Raw genomic sequence first — 21,405 nt, forward strand, 5'->3', positions numbered from 1 at the left:
ACTACGCGACAAGGGTGCCCAATGACAAAGGCCAGTAAATCTTTGATTGTCGCGTCAGTTTCCACTTTATCCTTTTCAGTGCAATTTAAGGCGGGGGTTCACTGCACGGTTGGCCTGACTAAGTAAATAGAGCAGTATGGCCTTGGGCCAGCCGTGGATTGTCGCCAAGTGCATTTGGTAGAGGGAGTGGTAGGCCAAACTGGCGATACGTCCCTCAATGGTAAGGTTTCTTCTTACAAAAGCGGTCCTTAAGTTCCCTACAGCAGTGTTTGTACTAAGGGAAACCAGCGAACCACGATCCCTGTAATAGAAGTGCCCCAGGGATTTGTTTTCTATCAGGGCGATCAGGTTGGTGGAACAAAGCTTGGCCATCTGTTGCGCGGCTAATGCGCGTAATGGTACACGCTGCTTGTTACCGTCGATACAGCTGGCACAATCCCCCATAGCAAAGACATGGGGATCATTTTTGCTTTGTAGGGTGGTTTTCACCTCTATCTGGTTGAGTTGGTTGGTGACGAGACCATCCAACCGAGTGAGGAACTCCGGTGCCTTAACCCTGGTGACCCAGGCTCGAATTGCTGCGGGGATCTCTCTGCCATCATCTGTAGTGAGGCTGTTGGTACTGACACTGATAATATGGCTGTTGGTAAGTACACGAACTCCCATCTTACATAGTTCGCGCTCGGCGCTGTTGCCCAATCTTGCCGGTAGACCCGGTAGCAGCTGAGGCTCGGCCTCGACTAAGGTAATGTCAATGGCACCGGTACAGATACGCCCATATTGGCCAACCTGCCTACTAGCCATCACCAGCTCCGCAGCAAGCTCCACTCCGGTACAGCCACCGCCGATAATGGCTATTTGTAATGTTTTATTGGGATAGGCTTCTAGGCATAGAAGGTGATCAAGCAAGTGCTTGTGAAAGTTGTGTGCCTGCTCAATGCTGTCGAGAGGAATACAGTGCTCGCGCACCCCCTGTATATTGGAGTCATCGCTTATGCTGCCAACGCAGAGCACCAAATAATCGTACTCCAGCTCGCGCGGAGGTATTAGTTCGCAGCCTTTGTCATTCAGCACTGCCCCTAGGGTCAAAATCTGGCGCTTCCTGTCGAGGGATTGCAGTGAGCCGAGCTGGAATTCATAGCCATTAGAGCTGGCGTGAACTTGGTAGTTAAGAGCATCCATACTGGTGTCTAATGTGCCAACGGCCACCTGGTAGATTAGGGGTTTCCAGATATGGGTGCGATTCTTATCGACTAAAGTGATCTGAGCAGATGGGCCCTCATGCTTAAGCCCAAGCATCCGGGTAGAGTTGAAATAACGTCCAAGCCGAGTTGCCAAATGAAGGCCACTGGCTCCGCCACCGATGATCACAATCTTTTTCATGGAGGCTGGTCGTCCCATTTATTACTTAAAATGTTGACTCACTAATCTGTGTATAACTCTCGCTGTATATAGGTGCCTGCCATCATCTATTTTGAAGCCAAAACCCTCCGAATTAACGGCTATTAAGTAATGTAGGCTAGTACGGGGTTATCGACTTGGCTGTATTCGACTTCGCTATCGCGGATAAGTAACTGCCTCCAGTGGCCATCTCTCGCAGGCTTACCTTTATACCTTTAGTTGTAGATTCTCGTTTCTGCTGATCACATCGATGATAGAGGCCTGGCTGGAACCACTCTGCAGTAGTTACGCGCGCAGGGCTCCGTTTTGTGTCTGCAAGCACTTCGGCGAGCAGACCGCCACAGGTCTGAGGAATCCCTATGTGCCATGGATTGTCATTCCGGCAGGTTTTCCACATATACGTAGGCGTTTTGCGGCTGCATGCTAGATAGCCAGGCGAGCTCGAGGCATTGGCGGGCACAGGGAATCATCGACAGTGGCTCGGCAATCAGTGTGGCATCAGGTCCGTCAGATTTCAGTATTTCCATTAAGTGACCGAGCAGGCCAAAGCCGGTGACATCAGTGAAGGCGTGGGCGCTGTGCGCAATCTCCTTTCTATCATTTATTCCTATTCTTTTTTCTTGAGATCTCGAATTTTTTTTTGCAGGCTTTCCGAATCGGTATTGATACTCTCTACCGGTTGTCCTGCGATTACCAGAACTTCGGGAAATAAGCGGCGTTTACTTTTCTTTTTAGACTGCTGCGCTGAGTTTTCGTCCTGGGCATCGGCACTATGTAAGGCAATAGGGATAACCGGAACAGATTTGCGCCGTAAAATCTCCTCAATGTCTTTCAGAAATGGCTGCAGCTCACCGTCTTCACTGATTTTCCCCTCGGGGAAAATACAGAGTAACTCCCCGTTGTCCAAGCTCTCCTCTATAGCTTTGTAAGTGCGCTCACGGCTATTTGGATCATCGAGATCCAAACCTATAGGGATAGCATCGCTCATATGTAAAATACAGCGCAGCAGACGGGATTTATAGATTTTAGGGTGTGCGATAAAGCGCACATAACGCTCGACGGTATCCGCCAATATCACTGGATCTAGAAAGCTGATGTGGTTACTGATAATGAGAGCGGGCCCCTCTCTAGGGATTTGATCCAATCCCTTTTGGCTGGCCCGATAGAGGATTCGTGCAGGCAGCAATAGCAGCCCGCGCATGATAAACTCTGGTAACTTGGCAAAAATCAGAGTGACCACAATCAGATTTAGTAAAGCGATAATGACAAAATATTTAGGGATAGAGATCTTTAGGATATCCAGGAAAGTAATGCTCACGAGAGCGGCTGTCACCATAAACAGCGCGTTGAGCATATTGCTGATCGCAATAATCTGCGCGCGAATCTCTGCACTTGAACGGTCCTGGATCATTGCATATAAGGGAACAGTAAAAATACCGCCAAAAATCCCAAAGAGCGTCATATAGAGAAGGATCAAATAGGAACCTTGATGGTTAAAAAACTGGGTTAGGTTTGCGTTGGAAAGTGTTTGAAAGCTGCTGGATTGGAAACCGAGCGCCAATCCAGCGCAAGTGATACCAATAGCACCCAGTGGCACCAATCCCGATTCGATACGCCCCCGGGATAGCCAGTTGCACAGCAGTGATCCCAAGGCTGTGCCCACGGTGAGGCAGCACAACAGCAAAGTGATAATATCTTCATTTCCCCCAAGGGTGTCGCGGGTAAAGTTGGGAATCTGCGCGAGAAATGCCGTGGTTGTCAGCCAGAACCAGGAAATGGCGAAAATGGAGTAAAACACAGGAGGTGTTTGCCACGCCAAGTACATGACACGCATGGCATGTGCCACGGGATTCCAATTAATGCGCAGTTTTGGAGATGAAGGCGGGGCCTTGGGAATTGCGCAACTTGCCAGAAAACCAATGACGGCCGTGAATATCAATATGACCGCGATAAATGTTAATCCGTGCTGACCGGGATGAGTGAATCCGACCAATATAGTGCCGACAATTGTTCCGGTCAGGGTACCAATAAAGGCTCCCATTTGGATCAACGCATTGCCAGCAAGTAGCTCACTTCTATTTAATTGCTGGGGTATCAGGGAAAATTTTGCCGCACTGAAAAGTGTGGAGGAGGTGCCATAGCAGAAAAAGACCACCAGGCTCAAGGCATAATGCTGGGTAAACATCGCGATAATACCCACGATACCTATACCTATTTCGGCCAGCTTGTAGATTCTGATGAGCTTCCTTTTATCGAATTTATCGGAGATTTGGCCTGCCAAGGAGGAAAAGAGGAAGTAGGGCAGAATAATCAGGCCAGTGGCAATATTGATCAGTGTATTAGATTCCTCTTCAGCCATACGGAATGCCAGCAGCACTATTAGCCCATTTTTGTACATATTCCGACTGAAAACTGCTAGAACCTGAGTGATAAACAGCGGTAGGAAACGTCGTGTACCGAGCAGCTTAAACTGGTTTTGAGCCATTCTTTATCGCTCTTGTGGGCTGTTTTCCGCATACTGGCGGTGGCGCCATAGATTGCTGCTTAAAGACCCAATAATGTATCCGAAGTTTTGTCTTAACAATCATCTTAAAAGCTAATCGCAATAAACTGAGGCCTTGAATTCCCCAAGAAGCATTTAATATTTTACTAGCATTGCATCCATGAACCAGCTCTCCATTAATAAGCAAGACAGGAAAACCTCTTCCACCTAGGCGATCATACTGAGATCGCCCCTCCTGGGACTTCTCAATATCATATTTACAAATATGGTATATTATTTTTCCTCATCAATACTGCGACTATAAATCTTTAAAGAAATCAACCTGGCAAACCTCTACCAACCCTAACAGTTATTGTCACCAATCACATTTATGCATTAGGGAAAGTCTAGCAATGTGTACCACACTAGGCTGACAAGATATATTCAACGCTAATTTCATCCAGAGTGATTATGCAAGAGACCCTTCATCACAACAAATGAAGATATCGTAAACGAGATAGCCAAGCTCCAAATGAAACTTATTTGGGAGGGTACCAACCGACACTTAATCGATATAAGGCTTCTTTTAAATAAAGAGAGGCGGAAAAACTATACGCCTCCCTCTTCTATTTTTTTATTCTTTGCAGAGTCCATCAACCGTTAAAATAGAGATAAGATTTCCTTTTCTCCAATATTATCCTAACGATCAATCCACAAATTTAATTTTAGATTTTCCGTACTCACTCACAATGTCCCCATAGGTATCCGCCTTGGGGCCATTCACCTTTCTTACATCCTCGTAGAGCCTCCAGCGACCGACAAACTGATCAGCCTCAAATTTGGTAATTAGATAGCCGGCGCGATTACCCTTACGAAATTTCATATGGGGGTTCTTCTTAAGGGCTTTCTCGGTACTACGATTATCAGCAATCTCGTACCAGAGGGCACCGCCATCGCCCCGGGTCAGGGAGGGTGCAGTAATTTCAACAGCTACGTTATCGCGACCAGCATTGTAATCACTGGCAAAGGGGTCCAAAGCCAGACCGGCTGCCATCGCTTTATGCAGACCACCTGACAAAACAACAATATTGTTATCTAGCTCTGAGAATAGCTCTAGCAGCCACTTGTGAGACTGGGGGTAAGCCCGCCAGGCACTGGGAGAGTAGTTATCCCACCACTCAAACACCGGAGCGCCGGAGCAGACAATCCGCCAGCGGGCAGTGGATGTCCGAAGTGCCTGCTCAAACCAAGACGCTTGCTCCTGGCCGATGATACTGCGCCCGGGGAAATCGTACTGCTCAAATACTGGCTGACGCTTGCTCAGATTATCCGGCATATTATTGATCGGCTCATCTCGATCATAAAAGCACATATCCATAAAGAAGATATCGGCCAGATCGCCATAGGGAGCAGATCGCCAAACACGCTTGGGTGCAATATAGCGGATGGGCATCCACAAAAAGAAAGTTTCCATGGCGATATCCATCGCCTCATTGAAGTCAGCACCATCAATGGCCGGCCCTTCTCGCCAGACACCGTTTCTTAAATCGCCATCATCCCATATCACCATCCAAGTATGCATCTGGTGTGCCTGTTGCAGGAAGGCATCCTTTCTTATCTCGGAATAGCGAGCCCTAAAACTTTCGCGATCGAACTTGAAGTCGGAATGGCTAAACTTACGGTAGTCACCAGAATTGGAGGACGCATAGGAATAGTCACCAAGATGAATGACCGCATCAATATTCTGCTCTCTTTCCACCATATCCCGATAGCCAACAAATTCACCATGCTCAAAATGCGAGCAGGATGTCACTATAAATTTTAGAAAGGGGATATCGGTATTGCTTTGGGGCACCAGCTTTAAACGACCAACCGGTGAGGACTGATCGCGGTATTTAAATCGATAAACATAGTCACGGCCAAAATTCAATTCAGTCACATCCAACTTGACTGTGAAATCCTTTGACTCATCGGTTTGCGTATAACCTGTTGATACAACTTGTTCAAAGGAATCATCTAGGGCTACCTCCCAATAAACCAGTGGCGCCGCCTCTTCGGTGGTGACTCTTGTCCAGATAATGGCTGAATTAACGGTAGGATCTCCAGAAGCCACCCCGTGCAAAAAGTGGCTGGAAATGCTGGCTGCACCAGTATATTCATATTGCTTCGCCCCGCTTTTAGACCAAACTGCTGGTGCCATGGCAGAAACAGTTAGTAGACCGCCCCACTTCAATAATGTGCGTCGATTTATTTTTGTCATAACGAAATGCTTTTCATTTAAAAGGTTTAATTGCTGCCTCTTCAGTAAAACAAACTATCGTTACAACTGCATGAAAATCTACAAAGGACCATCCCCGCTTTAAAAGAGAGATCCTTTTGAAACCCAAAAACCAAACAAACAACAAAAAAGAATTAAGAGAGCAGAGAGCAGAGAGCAGAGAGCAGAGAGCAAAGAGCAAAGAGCAAAGAGCAAAGAGCAAAAAACCTAATGGATTGAGACTTCTAAAGGATACAAATAATCACAACGGGCAACAGCCTTGCAAAGTCCAAGCTAGTGGTACATCCACATAAAACTGACAGATCTAACATAAAGAATATTTATATATTCTCTAGGAAAAGAGAAGTCAGAAATAATTCAATCGGAATTCACCCCAAAGAAAATAAGTCGAGATACTCTCTAGGAAAAATTTTGCCTCTCCATCCATGGAATAATACGTTCAAAAGCTAATTCAATGTTTTCAATTGAGGTCGCGTAGCTGAAACGCAAGGCGTTACGGCAAGATTCACCAAAGGTATCTCCAGCAATGGTGCACACTCCGGTCTCCCTCAACATACGCAAGGCGACATTATTACCATTTATCCCCTCGGGTAACGATGGAAACATATAGAAAGCTCCCTCAGGGGTATAACCTTCAAGGTATGGCGTTTGCTCAATCAACTGGACCAGGCGATCTCTCCTTTTTTTATAATTTTCTATAATATCCGCAATAAAACTTCGATCTCCTTTTAATGCTGCTACACCAGCCCACTGGCAGGGAGTATTTGCAACGGTAGTGGTGAACATATGATACCGGCGTAATTTACGGATAACTCCCTGACTTGAAATCATCCAACCAACGCGCATACCAGCCATACTAAAAGTTTTGGAAAAACTGCTGATAATAATTACATGATCGAGATCAGAGCAGCAAGAGAGCACACCGGCATAATCACGGTCATCGTAAATTAGATGATCATAAACCTCATCACTAATCACAAAAATACCGCGATACGCGGCCTCTTGCACAATAGTCTCCACGGTCTCACGTGGATAGACTGTTCCTGTGGGATTACTAGGCGAGTTCAAGACAATAGCATGGGTGTTATTATCTATTGCATCAATGACCTCTTGTGGGTCTAGCTGATGATTATTCTCTGCACGGGTGGGAATATAATGAACTTCCCCACCGTTCATGCGAATTAAGGGGGCATACAATAAAAAGGATGGGTCAGCTATAATAAACTCGCGCCCCGGCGCCGACATGGCCGTAAGTGCCAAGTAGATGGCTTCTGTTGCACCGGTAGTGACAAGTATATTTTCTGGAGTGATCTTACGGCCATAGCGTTCACCATTATATTCGGCGAGCGCCTCTAACAGTTCTGGTAGCCCCGCATCCATGGTGTAGCCGGTTTGCCCTGCTTGTACCGCATCAACCGTGGCCTGGATAACATGAGGCGGAGCCGGTGAGTCAGGTTGTCCGATAGACAAATGAATCACGTCATCCATGGTGGCCGCCAGATTAACCATCTTGCGGATACCGGGTACCGGAATCGTTAAAAGCGCCGGATTCCAGACCGGATCCTCCGATTCGTAGAAATCAAATTCCAACCGGCTCACACCTTTTCTCCCTCGGCAATATTGTTATAAAAAAGCTTTGGGCGTTTATCCGTCATTGGAGCGGCAAGCTGGTAAGCCTGCCCGGCCCGCAGCACCGTAGCATCCTCAAAACGCCTGCCTACAAGCTGCATACCAATAGGTAAACCGTTAGAGGAGAAACCACAGGGCACAGAAAGTGCCGGTTGGCCTGTCATATTGAAGGGGTAGGTAAACGGTGTCCACGAGGGCCAGCGGGTACTGGGCCAGCCCTCTGGCACCTCACGGCCAGCTTTAAACGCTGTAATCGGCAGGGTCGGCGTCATCAGCAGATCGTACTTATTATGAAACTGAGCCATATGCTCACACAGAGCTGTTCGCTCATTCACCGCGGCGAGGTAATCCAGCATTGAGAGCTGCGAGGCCTTATCCGCGACAGCAACCAGCTGGGAATCCATTACCGTGCGCTGGCGCTTGCCGATAGTGCGCAGGGCATTGGCTGCACCGCCATAAAACAGGTGGCCGAACGCTGCGAGAGGATCTTCAAAACCCGGTGTAACCTCAGTCACTTCAGCGCCAAGTGATTGCAGGAGCTGCGCGGCATTGTACACAGCCCGCTCTACATCCCGCTCATTTTGTACATATCCCAAGGTTGCGCTGTAGGCAATTTTCATTCCCTTGAGCAGTTCGCGTGGCTCACCGGAAATCGCCTTAAGATAGTCAATGTTGCGACGGGGAATCGCATTGCTATCTCGCGGATCGGCTTCACTCAATACATTCATCAACAGAGCGCAGTCGGATACCGTCCAGGCCATGGGACCCGCATGCGCCAGGGTTCCAAAAGGACTCGCTGGCCAGTGTGGCACTTCACCAAAACTCGGCTTGAGCCCAACAAGACCACAAAAGCCCGCGGGAATACGGATAGAGCCCCCTGCATCGGTACCCAAGGCCAGAGGTCCCATACCGAGCACAACAGCTGCTGCACTGCCGCCGCTTGAGCCACCGGCAGTTTTATCGGTATCCCATGGGTTACACGTAACACCATCGACCGGGTTATCCGTCACCCCTTTCCAGCCGAACTCCGGTGTTGTGGTCTTGCCCAGAGGGACATAGCCATTGCGGTTCAAAGCCGCAACACTTGGCGCTTCTTTCCCCAGGGTGGACTTAGGATCGATGGTTTTAGAGCCCTTGATTGTGGGCCACATCGGAGTAAGGAAAACATCTTTAATCGCCACCGGCACACCATCCAGCACACCTTGAGTTTCACCGCGATAATAGCGCTGGGTTGAGGCTTGAGCTGAGACCATTGTGGTCTCTTTATCTACAAGACAGTAGGCATTAACAGCGGGATTACAGGAGTCTATCTGCCTCAACAGCGCTTCTGTCACTTCCACCGGAGAAAATGACTTATCCTTATATCCTTTTAACAGCTCCAAGGCTGTCATATGGGCAAAATCATTCATGTTCCCTCCTTTTATTTTGGTTTATGCCCCCTATCGTAGTACCAGCCTACACAGCTCCCGCCATCTTCATGTGGACTAAACCGCCCCGATTTTCAAATTCGAGATATAACCAAACCGACAATACTCCAGATAAGGAATATCACAGGTGAGCAAGGACCGGTGATCAAGTCAAATAAGCCCGGCTTAAAAGCCCTATTGAATTAACAGGGTATCAATGAGCTTTTAGAGTAAGGGAAATGCAGTGAAGGCAAGCCCAACACTAAGCAATCAAAATCCGGAGAGAAGAAATTAGCGCCCCATTAGCTCACACAAGGAAATGGGGCGTAACGGTAGCGCCTACTTGAGGGTGCGGCTGAGGCAGTAGTTGAAGGCGTGGAGTTTCAGGCGTAGTGGTATACGGCTAAAAATCAGCTTGTTACCAGCGCGCTAGGAAGTGGGACCTGTAGTTTTTCAGCCCAAGGCTGCAAATCCCGCATAATAGACGGGTATAACTCGACTCCATCGCGCAACTGTCGCGTTCTCATGGCCCAGGCACGCTGGCCCGGCACCCGTACAGGTTTACCACTATCGCTTCGGTTTTGCTCCCAAAGATGACTCAAGGCAATTGTTTGGCGCAGAAAATCCGCCTGGGCCCCAAAGGCTTGGGGATCAATAACCTGTAAAAAAACTGAATTGGCTTCTTTGTCTTGTGTGGCCGACTCATCACCGCGACCGTAGCCTCCCAATGCCATCGACAACACCTCTAACATTGCACTGAGTGCCGCCCCCTTGTAACCGTGATCAGCCCCACCTATCGGCAGAATACTGCCGCCATCATCAAAAGCCAGAGGGTCATCGGATAAATTGCCATGCTTATCCTTTAGGCATGGCGTAGGCATTTTGGTATTTTCTCGCTTAGCACGGGAGACATAGGCGCCAGCGGTAACCGACATACTGATATCAAATAACAAGGGATATTCACCCGCAGGAGCAGCAAAAGCCAAAGGATTTGCCGAAAACAGGGGATCGAGCCCTCCCTGTGGGGAAACCGTATTTTCCCCAGGTGTCGAGCAGGTAAGGATCGCTACATATCCTGCTTCAATAATTTGGGGCAGGTAAGCAGCCAGACACGCAATATGCTGACTGCGACGAATGGTTGCCGTGACCACACCCTGTTCAGGTATTCGAGATAAAGCCTGCTCGATGGCCTTGGTTAATACCCAGGGGCCAGGTAAAAATTGAGCATCCCAGTTAAAGCAATTACCACGATCAGACAACACCTGAGGATCGCCACTGAGCCGGGATTCACCACTCTGTAACCACTTTAGATTACTCACCACCCGCTGCAGGCCATGCGTGGTAAAGCCAAGCAAATCTGCCTGCAGGAAAACATTAGCCATTACATCCGCACGATCCTTGGCGAGCCCCACCCGCTGAAACAAGTCGCTTGCAAATTTCTGTAGTTCTGCGGCTGGGTAGTAACTAGACATGGTGACTCCGTATTAATCACAGTGAATTTAGTGGCATCCGACGTGCGCTAGCTATAAACTGAAAAAAATTGATTTACTGTAGAGCGATCTATCTCCGTCTATTTACAGTTTACAGCACATAGCTTCACATAGATTTAAACATGGCAGCAGCTCTGCGGCTAACCGCAAACTTTTGCCCATCCTCCATAATAACTGTGGCTGAACCGGTTAGACCCCGGCTTATTTTGTCGATTCGCTTCACGCAAACAATCGTTGAGCGGTGTATCTGCCAAAAAAGGTCCGGCTCCAGTTGCGTCATCAGCTCTTTGAGCGGCGTACGAATAATATGCTGCCCCTGATCAGAGTGGACAGTGGTGTACTTGTCTTCAGCAACAAATGCCGATATCTCATCACAAGCGATCAAGTGTACATCCTCTCCCCTGCTGGCCCTGATCCAGCGTAAATATTCCGGCTTGCCTACATTGAGTTTTTGCAGCAAAACCGCAATGTTTGGGCTCGCTTGCGCCTGTTCATCTGCCCTGCTATCCAGCCGATTTTTGATGCGATCGCATGCAAGCTGCAAGCGCTTCTCATCAATGGGCTTTAGCAAATAATCTACGGCTTCCTGCTCAAAAGCATTAACGGCGTATTCATCATAGGCAGTAATAAACACCACAACTGGCTTGGTTTCCAGCTTGTTAAGCGCGGTGGCGACTGCAATGCCATCCAGGCCCGGCATACGGATATCCAGAAAAATGACATCGGGTTGCTCTTGCTGACAAAGCGTTAACGCCTCCTGGCCATCGGCGGCCTTGCCAACCACTTCGAGCTCTGGGAAAACATCAGCCAGCATTTTGTCCAGATGGTGACGCAACAAGGGTTCATCGTCGGCAATTATTGCGCGCATGGAAACTCCAATCGGGCGGTAACTCCGCCCTGCTTATTACTACTTATCTGCAGCTTGCCTTTTTCCTGGAACAGGGTGGCAAGACGCTCCTTGATATTATTCAAAGCCAAACCATTGTGCTTATTCGGCTTAGATTTACTGGATACAGCCTGTAGTCCAACGCCATTATCCTCCACCTCTATGACCCATTGGTTAGCTTCTGTCGCCACCTTAAGGCAAACCAAACCACCCTTGGAGGAAGGCTCAATACCATGAAAAATGGCATTTTCCACCAGAGGCTGTATTAACAATGGTGGCACAACTGTGGAGGGATTAACGGTTTCTGCCAGTTCAACCTTATATTGGAGACGCTCTCCCAAACGGATTTGCTGAATAGCCAGATAGCTCTCCAGGCTACGGAGTTCATCTTTAAGAGATACATAATCAGAACGCGATTTATTCAGGCTAAAGCGCAGGAGATCACTGAAACTATCCAGCAGCAATTCTGCTTTCTGCGGATCATGCCGAATTAGCATTTTTAGGTTAGCCAGAGTATTAAAGAGAAAATGGGGCTCTATTTGACTTTGCAATACTTTTAACTGGCTTTGTACCAAAGTTTTTTGTTGCTGACTCTGCAGCAATTCTGCTTCTCTACGTTCAGCCTCTAACTGATGGGATTGCTCACGATTAAGGTAAAACTGGTAAAGCAGAGTTGTTAAGAAGGTGGCAATGATCAGAGAATTGATCAGGCCATCAAACGCCGGGAAAGTACCAAAGCCGGAAACCCACCACCAGACATTGACAGTACCCAACACTAGCGTTGCTGAAATAGTTATTGCATATTTGAGTGCATGTGGCCAGTTTGGTTTTAAATGAAGGATCAACTTGCGTGTAGAAAAAGCAACAAAACCATATGCCAGGGAGATGCAAAAATGGAAAAAATAACTCCCTCCCCATACCTCCCTAGTAATGAAGGCCACAACCACACAAAGAATCAGGATACGTAAAAATTCACTGAGTAAAGTCACCATGATTCCTTTTAAAAATTCATATTCGCAGTCAAAGTAACGTGGGTATCACTTGGCAGTTGTGCAAAGTACGATTGTTCAGCGCCGCCAAAATACCTTATTGATGCACCGAGAGTCCAATTACTATTCATTTCACGGTGAATACCGGTTGTCACAACAAAGCCACCATCATCAGGGGAATATAAAAGATCTAGCTTCGGGTTGTAATTGTGATTAGACAAGCTCCAATGCAACATCACATTATGGCGATTGCGACCCTCGCTCAAAAAGACTGCCCCAGAGGCATACCTAACCCCATCCCAGCGAGCTCCCTGCTCCCGGTACCAGCGGGCATTCTCTGACAGTTTTTTCCAGTCACGCGTATGCCACGCCCGACTATCAAACCAGTATTCCGCTATCACTGTGTGTCCTGCCCTATGGGTCCAGGTCATACCCAATAGGGCCTGCCAGCCATCGCTCTGCTCTCCCTCACGAGGTGAAACGCTAGCTTCCGGTGCATCGGGCTTTAGCCACTGACGATAACGCTGCTGGTAACGGCCTTCGCTGTGCAACTCCCAAGACTCACCATAGGTCGCAACCCAGCTAGCGCCGATATTCAGGCCGCGCTGATCATCTAGGTAGCCAAGTAATTGCCACTCGCTCTCCCCCTCCAACTGATACCAACGTACAGCTATTCCTTTCGGAAGTACTTCATCAATAAGCTGGCTTGCATTGGCATCAACCAGCATCAGACTCAGCTCTCCGCTGGCAGTGAAGCGACTGGCAGACACTACGGCAACCCCTTCATTCACACGCAGAGATACGGGGTTGCGTTCCATAGGCAGGAATAAATCCAGCGGTCTATGGGCATAGCTCACACCATAATCCAAGCGTCGCTTACCCGCTAACAAATCCCAGTCAAACCAGCCTCCCTGCCAGAAGAACTCTTCCACAATCAACTCAGACTCTTCGCCAGCGTCATTATCCGCTTTATGCAGCACAGATACCTGCCCCTCCCAACCTGACAACTGCAGAGCACCCTGTAACTTTGCCTGGCGCTCATACCCTGACTCGGTATCGAAGATGGCACTTTCCGATTGGCTCTTGGCATTAACAGCCACGGCCAACTCCCACTGCTGTGCAAGCGATGCAGCCTTGAGCTCACTCGCCGAAAACAACATCAATAACAGCCAAAAAGCATTCCTTCTCATCATCACCTCCTGTTTGATAGAGGCAATTTAGCAATGCTGTTTGTCGACTCCAGCCCAACTGATCAGTGGTATTTATATAAGACAAGCAGTAACTGGATTGGATAGATGGTAAGTAATAACTCGTGTGAGATTAAATAGGCTTGTGGGGAATAAAATAATGAATCCGACACTCTAAGAGACTATGCCTTCAAATATGTACCGTTAAGCCAGCTGAGATCTGTGGACAAAGTGACTAACGGGCCATACATAGCCCGAATTAAGTACGCTGTCACCCAAGGCAAAAAAGCGTACCCCCCCACGAATGCCTCGTAAGGGCAAGGCAAACACTCTCCACTATCGCTAAACCACCAAACAACTTCGGAACAGTGAAGATTTTTAGCCTGCCGCGACGAAATTAACTAAAAATACCTCAAAAACCACAATTGGTGGAACCGTACCAATTGGCAAGAGTCCATCCTTTATCTCATTTAACACCGGCCATTACCTAATAGCGATAATTCGGGGGAAGAATGCCTGGTTTACTTAAAATTTTTAGTGCGCTCACCTTAACCCTATTTCTGGCAGCCTGCAGTGGGGGCTCTGGAGGAGGCAATTCTGACAACAATCAGCCAAATGGTGAAACCAACAGCGGATCTAATACCGGAACGAGCTCCGATGACGACGTGGGGAATGAGGGGAATGAGGGGAATGAGGGGAATGAGGGGAATGAGGGGAATGATGACGATGCTACCGATACCGGTGACTACACATTTAACCCTGCCACTCCTCTAAGTACATTAGTGGTAGGCAGTAGTGAGTATGCCCAAGGCTCGCTTAAGCTAGAAAATACCGATAGTAAAAGCCCCACATTCCAGTCGGGCACTTTTTCTGGAGAGTATGGTGACTTTAAACTCTATGACAGTGGCAATTGGGAATACCAGCTGAATAGCAATACTATTAGCTTGAATAACGGCGCTACTGTCAAAGACACCATTACTTTTCCACTGAGTAATGGCGACCAACTCAGCGTAACCTTTTCAATTCAGACGATTGAAGCCACACAAAATAGTATCGTTTTTGTACTGGTGAATTTTTCAGATGCGTTAGTTACTGACGATGTCAGTATATCCCAGCTTGCGGATATGACATTCAACGATACCGACTCCCTCGATAACACCTATAAAGAAAATTCGTTGGGACAGCTAAAATTCAAACGCCATCTCAGCGACAACAACTCTCTCGCTCAATATTGTTATGGAGAGGAAAACAACGAAGAAAGCTCTATTGATTGCTTTATATATAGTATTCCAGATAGCCAAAACGGTGGTGTTTTGAGCGTGGAAAATGCTCAGGCTCGCGCCAGAAGCTCACAGGACAGCCAATACTCTGATGGCGGTTACACCTGGCGAGACAATGCAACCCGCTGGATCGAAAGCAGCTTTATGGATGCCAATAATCGCCCCGTAGATCTTAACGAATGGCGCCACCGAGTGTTTATATTTCCAAACGCCGCATACAACGCCGGGTTGGTTGGTACCGGGGTGGCGGCGGTTAATGGCCGTTGGAGTATCGTAACAGCAGACAGTGACCAACTGATTATGGGGCACGAGCTTGGCCATAATATTGGCTTAGGGCATGCAGGCAATGACACCAACAATGATGGAGACACCAACGACCGAGGTGAAAGTGAATATGGCTCGGCAGCCGTATTTATGGGTAACAGCTGGCAATCCCGTTTATTTGGCAGCGCCCATAGGGAATTTATGGGGTGGTACAACAGCTTTCCCAACTATTCAAAATCCATTGCCAGAAACCCTGGTAGCACTTCAGAAATACAGCTACAAGCTATCGAGCTTACCGCTGGGGAGCTTGAAAATTCCTTACCACAACTTGTAAAAGTGGAGGCGAATGGCAGCAGCAATGGGGAGGATTACTATTTTGTGGAATATCATATTTCACACCCCATCCTGAACCCCCGCTCACAACAAGAGCAGGCTGTCACAGTACATTACCTTAAGGATGGTACTGCTAACCAAGTGGCAACGCTGGACGAACCGGGCAGTAACTTTACCGATGCCTCTGCAGGAGTAACTATCCAACTCAAATCCAGAAATGACGACACAAACACCGCCACCATTTCAGTGAGCTATTCCAATTAAATTGAGAGGATAATGCAATGCGATTTTTTCTCGCCTTTATTACCACTTTTTCACTTATCTCATATGCCTACGGAGAAGAAACTATAACAGGGGTATTAGAAGAGGAAGTTTCTGAGAACTTCAAGACCGGAAAGATCGATCATAGATTTTCTATCAAAGATGAAACTACCGGAATATATTATTTTGTAGATGCGAAAGAAATAAAGAAGAAGGGCATGAAGTCCGGTGAGCGGGTAAGAATACGTGGAGAAAAGCAAGAGAACCGTCGGATTCAAATAAAGGAAACCCAGAAGATTCTTCGCGAAGAATAAACCTGCATTAATCGGTCATCCTAAAACCTGCGCCAGGGCATCCACTTCATCCCATAAGCCCTGGCGACGCAGAAACCTTCCAGATAGCCCAATGCAATAAGCCGCCCCGTTTTTGCTATTCTTTCACTGGTTACATTCAGGAATTTGCCAACCCTCTCATGTTGGCGATACATATACCAGGGAGTAGCGGATGAAAACAGTTGTATCAATCGTTCTGGGTATCGCTCTATCACAATCACCATTTGCAAGTGCCGCTTGGACTCAAATGGCACGCATTGATTACCTCAAAGTACATAGCCAAGGCGTAGATATTCAGTTAAAAGGATTTAAAAACGACAATGCTGAGGTGGTATGTCTCGACACTAGTACTTTTGTACTAGTCAGCGACGATTCACAAATCTATGACACTAAAGTCTCTTTCTTACTCTCTGCCTATATGTCCAAAACACCGGTGAATTTTAGTTATTACGGGTGCCATGAGGATAAGATACGGTTGAGTTCCGTTATGATCAAGGATTGACCTACTCCATAAGGTACAAGGGAAAGAATTAGGCATGTTCGGAGGATACAAGGAAGTATCCACTACACCATAGAAAAATTGAGGGAAGTTGAATCCATTCAAATTTTTATAGCAGATCCGCTTAGAAGTTAAGCGGACCTTAAACAATCAATCGTTAGCAATTATCAAGGAATTACAACCTCTTCGATTACCGCAGATTCAATCACTGGATCAGCGATGATGGTAACATTTTCCAACCCATAATATTCCACAACCCAGGAATAACTTTCAAAAATTTCGTATCGACTGGGGTAAGCATTACCCACAACGTCCCAGCGCTTACGGGATTTAGAGAAGCTGGAGCCTTTGATAACACCAGTCAACCTGAATTCATCACCGTTATGAGGGTTGGTTACGGTGCTGGTATAAGGGATTTCAACTTCGCTATTTTCCACCATCATACGTGCCACCAATAGGCTATAGGCAGGCACATTTGCAGGCATAGCTTCTTTAACTGTCCTCTGGTTACTAACCGTCGAAGTTTCTCCAACCGTAGTTGAGGCTGAAAAAGTTTCAGAAAAACTGAAAGTGATTGACCCGCTATTTTCAACGGTACCGGGCACTCCAACCTTGTAACCCTCAGTCAAGCTCACGCCGGCAGTCACCGAGATGCCGAGTGTATTAGTCCAGGTATCAGTTTCGCTCTTGCCATCGGTATACCAGACCTCGGTGCTATCACTCTGAGTCACATCAGAAATGTTTTCCAGTAGCCTTTCGCCAAAGAACGTTTTAGTGTTCTCAGGAGTCTCCACGATTTGATCCCAATGAATTTCCACTCCACTCTCAATCAAATCAAAGCGGTCGGCCACGCAGGGATAAATACTCCAAATTTTACTGTCACCCGCGGTACCAGCAAAACCCACCACTGAACGAGTATCAATGCTTAGATGATACTCCTGCCACTTATGCCAGCCATTATTACTGCCAAAGGTTATTTCCCTGGTAGCGTTATTGGACATATCTTTCAAGTAAACACGGATACGGGAAATGTTACCATCACGCTTCTTATAAAAGCGCCAGCCTTGGATATATTCCATATCACCAAGGAGTTTTCGGAATCCTGAACCCGTAGTTTTCCCTACTTCATCATCATCGGCATATAGGTATTCGAGCTTGAGGCCCTTAATACGTTCGTCTCCACTATAGGTAGTAATAGCAGCTATTTTATCCCCTGGTACACGCTTGGAGGAGTAGCTATCGCACATATCAAAATCACTGCCATTACCACTCTTACCATATGAAAATATATCATCGTATCTTAAGGTACCGCCGTTATCCGCGGTATTAAAATAAAGGTCCAATATATTGGTTGTTGCCGCAGCTGGGCCGGCAAGTACAAGCGTGATCATCATCGTAAGAATATACTTCATGGTATCCACCCTTTTTTGCGTTATTAATCTATCATTCTTTGTTGCCTCAATACCTCAATCAAAAAAGTTATTTTCCCTTTGCTCACCTCCTATGATTACCTAATGGAACTCCATCCTGTGTGAGATTCTGTCATGACCTATCTATATCTTTTAATAGCTTGGCTTATAACCTTTGAAAAACTCAACAATCACCAGAAGCTTCCCACTACCAAAGCTGTAGCGATCAAAAGCAACACTGAAAGCACGCGGTAGTTACGCCATAGGGGCTCATTGCGCAGTGTTTCAGTCTCCGCATCAAAGTCTTTGCGAGACCAAACAAATTCTTTTGCTTCTTCGCTGATCCTTTCCGGTGAAATCAAGCTGGAAACCACTAAAACCAAGGCACAAAAAACAAAGAGAATTGGCGCAATATAGAGAAAGTGAAGATCGGTCCAGTCCAGCACTTCATTCGCTAAAAAGAGACCTGCACCGCCAGAAGTACCCAGAGCCAAGGTTGTAATAGCGCCCTTGGAAGTCGCACCAGGCCAAAAGAAACCAATCAAGAAGAGAGCCAAAACTGGGGGAACTGCATAAGAAAGTACTTTTTGCAGGTACTGAAATAAAGAACCAAAATTTTCTATCTGCGGTGCCCACAGCACAGCCAAGACCATAAAGATAAAGGTAACCAACTGCCCCACTCGCATCAGTTGGTGTTGATTCAATGAAGGGAAACGCTCCCGCACAAAATCCATGGTTACCAGAGTGGATGCGGAGTTAAGCGTAGAGTCAATCTGAGACATAAGCGCTGCAACAAAGCCAGCTAAAACCAATCCAAGAATGCCCACAGGTAACAGCTCAAACAACAAGGTGGGATACACCATGTCAGCTCGCTCCAGCTCTGGGAACAAAACAATAGCCATGGTACCGGGCAAGACCATAATAAAAAGGACTGGCAGTTTCAGAAGACCGGCAAACAGCGCCCCCCAGCGTCCATGATTAATATCCTTGGCACTCAACACCCGCTGCACCATAAATTGATTAGTGCACCAGAAGTAGAAACCCAGTAGGGCCACTCCAGTGACCAACCCCAGCCAAGGTACACTGGCATCCCCAATTGGGCGTATCAGACTCAGTTGATGGGCGGAAACCTGGGAAACTACATTCTCCCAGCCACCGGCGCGGTCCAAAGCAAAAATACTGATTAAAATTGAACCGACAATCAGCAACAGCGCCTGGATAGTATCGGTGTAAATTACTGCGGCCAAGCCGCCGGCAATCGTGTAAATACCAGCAATTACTGCCAGTATCGAAATGGTCACTGACATCGGCATTTCTGGAAAAATCAGCTTCATTACCAACCCACCGGCATAGAGACTACCGGCGGTATCCACCACGATATTCAGAAAAATGGTCAAACCGGAAAAGTAAGTTCTAGCCGTGCGATTAAAACGCCGCTCCAACATCTCAGGCATGGTATAGATGCGGGAGCGAAGAATTGTAGGAAGATAAAAAATAGCGAAAAACACCAGGATGACCGCTGCCATCCATTCATAGTTGAAGACCGCAATGCCCGTGCTGTAGGCATCACCTGCCAAACCAATCAGGGTGGTGCTGGATATATTGGAAGCAAATAGGGAAAGGCCTATCAAGGGCCAAACCATTTTACGTCCGGCGAGGAAATAATCCTCTGCGGTATCGTGTCGGCGGCTGAGGTAAAGCCCCAAACCGATGGTGAAAACGAAATATACGACCACAATGATCGCATCGATGGGGTGGAGACCAAAATCGACCGACATAACTCCCTCGTTCACCGCAAGCAGCGTATTTTTAGAATGATTTGCTGAAACTTGCAAAAAATTAAATCACAGTGGTTTAATTAAGTAAAGTAGACTTGGGAAAACGTACAAATTACTTAAAAATCAACTAGTTAGACTTATTTCATATTGTTTCACTTTTATTGATAACGATAAGTAAAGGTTCTAAAATCCGATATGATCTATTTGTCACAACACCGCTAATGATCGACTTGCGGGTTGACGTTTTTACTAAAGGGGAGCTCGGATGGGCAAAGGAAGTAACTCTAGTGGCTTGCGCCGTTACAACGAACGGGTGCTACTGACGGCCTTGCGCAAATCAGGGAGCGCCTCGAAATCCGACTTGGCCCGTCTCACCAACCTCACTCCCCAGGCCGTTACACGCATTGTGGATGAGCTGGAAAGCACCGGCATGGTTATGCGGGAGGGGCGCAGGCTCGGCGGCAAAGGTCAGCCCTCCATCATGTACACCATCAATCCTACCGGCGCCTACTCCATAGGCATTAAAGTTGGGCGGCGCAATGTTGAATTACTCTTAACAGATTTCGGCGGCAATGTTCTCAAGAAGATATGCCAGGAATTTGATTGCCCCGAACCCGATTTCCTACTTAAAAACATCGAGGCGGGCATCAAAAGCTTAAGTGCTGAACTAGCCAGGAAAGACCAATCCAAACTTGTTGGCATTGGCATCGCCATGCCCTGGTTTATCGGTGCCTGGACCAAAGAGCTGGAGATGAGCGAAGTCCTGGCGGAAAAATGGCGAGAAATAAACTTCGCAGAAGAGGTCTCCAAAGTCACATATCTGCCTGTCTTTTTCGAGAATGACTGCTCGGCAGCAGCAGTCGCCGAGCTGCAGTTCGGCAAAGGAACTGAAGTTTCCGATTTTCTCTATATTTTTGTCGGCACTTTTATCGGCGGTGGCCTGGTACTCAATAGCAGTTTGGAAGCTGGCGTTCATGGTAACTCCGGCAACCTGGCCACAATGCCAGTCCCCGCCTCCAAACTCAGCAGCACCCCAAAAGCCGAAGGGGCTTTCGAGATCCTACTTAATCGAGCCTCCCTATTTGGCCTGCGCAGACACCTGCGCACTAACAAAATCAATATCAACGACTCCTCCGATTTATTGTCAGTTATGGATGAAGCGCGCCCGCTGATACAGGAATGGTTGGATGACTGCGCAGATGCACTGGTATACGCCATTCTCTCTGCAGTCAGTGTGCTGGACCTTGAGGCCGTTATTATCGATGCGCATCTGCCGCGCTTCCTGCTAGAGGAACTGGTGGAAACAATCTCCAGGCGAATGCTGCAAGTTGCTCCACCCGGTGTTTTCAAACCTCAAATAATGAGCGGTAGGATCGGCATTGATGCCATCGCGATTGGTGGCGCTATCCTGCCCTTTTATTCCAATTTTGCACCAGACAAAACGGTGCTACTGAAGGGCGGCGTGCCTGAACGAGTCCCGGTTTAGCCGGGCAACACGGCA

16 protein-coding genes and 1 pseudogene are annotated in these 21,405 nt (G+C 47.4%); 4 read left to right on the top strand and 13 right to left on the bottom strand.

All coding sequences use genetic code 11. The annotated features are described in order from the left end of the window. Nucleotides 1-75 precede the first annotated feature (75 nt). The 11 genes and pseudogenes from FIU95_RS13525 to FIU95_RS13570 all read right to left on the bottom strand — a co-directional run bounded on the left by FIU95_RS13525 (nt 76) and on the right by FIU95_RS13570 (nt 13,751). Nucleotides 76-1,383, bottom strand: coding sequence for an NAD(P)/FAD-dependent oxidoreductase (locus tag FIU95_RS13525; protein ID WP_152454267.1), 1,308 nt, complete (start codon nt 1,381-1,383; stop codon nt 76-78). Nucleotides 1,384-1,775: 392 nt separating this feature from the next. Further along, nucleotides 1,776-1,928, bottom strand: a complete 153-nt coding sequence (locus FIU95_RS21500; protein ID WP_253868631.1) for a hypothetical protein — start codon at nt 1,926-1,928, stop codon at nt 1,776-1,778. 12 nt (nt 1,929-1,940) lie between these two features. Further along, a pseudogene (locus FIU95_RS21770) lies at nt 1,941-2,012 on the bottom strand (hypothetical protein); the annotation flags it as partial. Further along, nucleotides 2,009-3,886 (bottom strand): MFS transporter, encoded by a 1,878-nt coding sequence (locus tag FIU95_RS13535; protein ID WP_152454269.1) that lies wholly within the window; start codon nt 3,884-3,886, stop codon nt 2,009-2,011. The pseudogene FIU95_RS21770 and the gene FIU95_RS13535, both read right to left, overlap by 4 nt. A gap of 703 nt (nt 3,887-4,589) precedes the next feature. Further along, the gene (locus FIU95_RS13540; protein WP_152454270.1) at nt 4,590-6,143 is read right to left on the bottom strand and encodes an alkaline phosphatase; all 1,554 of its coding nucleotides are present in this window, start codon (nt 6,141-6,143) and stop codon (nt 4,590-4,592) included. 417 nt (nt 6,144-6,560) lie between these two features. Next, nucleotides 6,561-7,760 (bottom strand): pyridoxal phosphate-dependent aminotransferase, encoded by a 1,200-nt coding sequence (locus FIU95_RS13545; RefSeq protein ID WP_152454271.1) that lies wholly within the window; start codon nt 7,758-7,760, stop codon nt 6,561-6,563. Further along, the gene (locus FIU95_RS13550; RefSeq protein ID WP_152454272.1) at nt 7,757-9,199 is read right to left on the bottom strand and encodes an amidase; all 1,443 of its coding nucleotides are present in this window, start codon (nt 9,197-9,199) and stop codon (nt 7,757-7,759) included. Before FIU95_RS13550 ends, FIU95_RS13545 begins: the two co-directional genes overlap by 4 nt. A 407-nt stretch (nt 9,200-9,606) precedes the next feature. Next, complete coding sequence (locus FIU95_RS13555) at nt 9,607-10,668, bottom strand: Ldh family oxidoreductase (protein ID WP_152454273.1); 1,062 nt, start codon at nt 10,666-10,668, stop codon at nt 9,607-9,609. A gap of 124 nt (nt 10,669-10,792) precedes the next feature. After that, entirely contained in the window at nt 10,793-11,554 is a 762-nt protein-coding gene (locus FIU95_RS13560) for a LytTR family DNA-binding domain-containing protein (protein ID WP_152454274.1), read from the bottom strand. After that, nucleotides 11,542-12,348 carry a sensor histidine kinase gene (locus FIU95_RS13565; RefSeq protein ID WP_172975402.1) on the bottom strand — a complete coding sequence of 269 codons (807 nt, stop codon included), beginning with the start codon at nt 12,346-12,348 and terminating at the stop codon, nt 11,542-11,544. Before FIU95_RS13565 ends, FIU95_RS13560 begins: the two co-directional genes overlap by 13 nt. Nucleotides 12,349-12,572: 224 nt before the next feature. Continuing rightward, entirely contained in the window at nt 12,573-13,751 is a 1,179-nt protein-coding gene (locus FIU95_RS13570; protein WP_172975403.1) for a hypothetical protein, read from the bottom strand. 509 nt (nt 13,752-14,260) lie between these two features. Between FIU95_RS13570 and FIU95_RS13575 the strand changes: the two genes are divergently transcribed. The 3 genes from FIU95_RS13575 (at nt 14,261) to FIU95_RS13585 (ending at nt 16,720) form a co-directional block, all read left to right on the top strand. Further along, entirely contained in the window at nt 14,261-15,889 is a 1,629-nt protein-coding gene (locus tag FIU95_RS13575; protein ID WP_152454277.1) for a VCBS domain-containing protein, read from the top strand. A 17-nt stretch (nt 15,890-15,906) separates the two neighbouring features. Then, nucleotides 15,907-16,200, top strand: coding sequence for a hypothetical protein (locus FIU95_RS13580; RefSeq protein ID WP_152454278.1), 294 nt, complete (start codon nt 15,907-15,909; stop codon nt 16,198-16,200). Between the two features lie 190 nt (nt 16,201-16,390). Beyond that, a complete protein-coding gene (locus tag FIU95_RS13585) occupies nt 16,391-16,720 on the top strand; it encodes a hypothetical protein (RefSeq protein WP_152454279.1) in 330 nt (109 codons plus the stop codon). A gap of 164 nt (nt 16,721-16,884) precedes the next feature. Here the strand turns inward: FIU95_RS13585 and FIU95_RS13590 are convergent, their stop codons facing one another. Together FIU95_RS13590 and FIU95_RS13595 are read right to left on the bottom strand one after the other, a co-directional pair. Beyond that, the gene (locus FIU95_RS13590; RefSeq protein WP_152454280.1) at nt 16,885-18,129 is read right to left on the bottom strand and encodes a hypothetical protein; all 1,245 of its coding nucleotides are present in this window, start codon (nt 18,127-18,129) and stop codon (nt 16,885-16,887) included. 188 nt (nt 18,130-18,317) lie between these two features. Next, entirely contained in the window at nt 18,318-19,904 is a 1,587-nt protein-coding gene (locus FIU95_RS13595; RefSeq protein ID WP_152454281.1) for a sodium:solute symporter, read from the bottom strand. A gap of 265 nt (nt 19,905-20,169) precedes the next feature. On the opposite strand from FIU95_RS13595, the gene FIU95_RS13600 reads away from it, so the two are divergent. Continuing rightward, nucleotides 20,170-21,390 (top strand): ROK family transcriptional regulator, encoded by a 1,221-nt coding sequence (locus FIU95_RS13600; protein ID WP_152454282.1) that lies wholly within the window; start codon nt 20,170-20,172, stop codon nt 21,388-21,390. Nucleotides 21,391-21,405: the final 15 nt, after the last annotated feature.

Source organism: Microbulbifer sp. THAF38, from assembly GCF_009363535.1.
GTDB lineage: Bacteria > Pseudomonadota > Gammaproteobacteria > Pseudomonadales > Cellvibrionaceae > Microbulbifer.

What these genes read in the sequence shown, in the direction of transcription:
- FIU95_RS13560 (WP_152454274.1), bottom strand. Translation starts at nt 11,554, where the DNA reads ATGCGCGCAATAATTGCCGACGATGAACCCTTGTTGCGTCACCATCTG.
- FIU95_RS13575 (WP_152454277.1), top strand. Translation starts at nt 14,261, where the DNA reads ATGCCTGGTTTACTTAAAATTTTTAGTGCGCTCACCTTAACCCTATTT.
- FIU95_RS13590 (WP_152454280.1), bottom strand. Translation starts at nt 18,129, where the DNA reads ATGAAGTATATTCTTACGATGATGATCACGCTTGTACTTGCCGGCCCA.
- FIU95_RS13540 (WP_152454270.1), bottom strand. Translation starts at nt 6,143, where the DNA reads ATGACAAAAATAAATCGACGCACATTATTGAAGTGGGGCGGTCTACTA.
- FIU95_RS13600 (WP_152454282.1), top strand. Translation starts at nt 20,170, where the DNA reads ATGGGCAAAGGAAGTAACTCTAGTGGCTTGCGCCGTTACAACGAACGG.
- FIU95_RS13555 (WP_152454273.1), bottom strand. Translation starts at nt 10,668, where the DNA reads ATGTCTAGTTACTACCCAGCCGCAGAACTACAGAAATTTGCAAGCGAC.
- FIU95_RS13550 (WP_152454272.1), bottom strand. Translation starts at nt 9,199, where the DNA reads ATGAATGATTTTGCCCATATGACAGCCTTGGAGCTGTTAAAAGGATAT.
- FIU95_RS13595 (WP_152454281.1), bottom strand. Translation starts at nt 19,904, where the DNA reads ATGTCGGTCGATTTTGGTCTCCACCCCATCGATGCGATCATTGTGGTC.
- FIU95_RS13570 (WP_172975403.1), bottom strand. Translation starts at nt 13,751, where the DNA reads ATGAGAAGGAATGCTTTTTGGCTGTTATTGATGTTGTTTTCGGCGAGT.
- FIU95_RS13535 (WP_152454269.1), bottom strand. Translation starts at nt 3,886, where the DNA reads ATGGCTCAAAACCAGTTTAAGCTGCTCGGTACACGACGTTTCCTACCG.
- FIU95_RS13525 (WP_152454267.1), bottom strand. Translation starts at nt 1,383, where the DNA reads ATGAAAAAGATTGTGATCATCGGTGGCGGAGCCAGTGGCCTTCATTTG.
- FIU95_RS21500 (WP_253868631.1), bottom strand. Translation starts at nt 1,928, where the DNA reads ATGGAAATACTGAAATCTGACGGACCTGATGCCACACTGATTGCCGAG.
- FIU95_RS13580 (WP_152454278.1), top strand. Translation starts at nt 15,907, where the DNA reads ATGCGATTTTTTCTCGCCTTTATTACCACTTTTTCACTTATCTCATAT.
- FIU95_RS13585 (WP_152454279.1), top strand. Translation starts at nt 16,391, where the DNA reads ATGAAAACAGTTGTATCAATCGTTCTGGGTATCGCTCTATCACAATCA.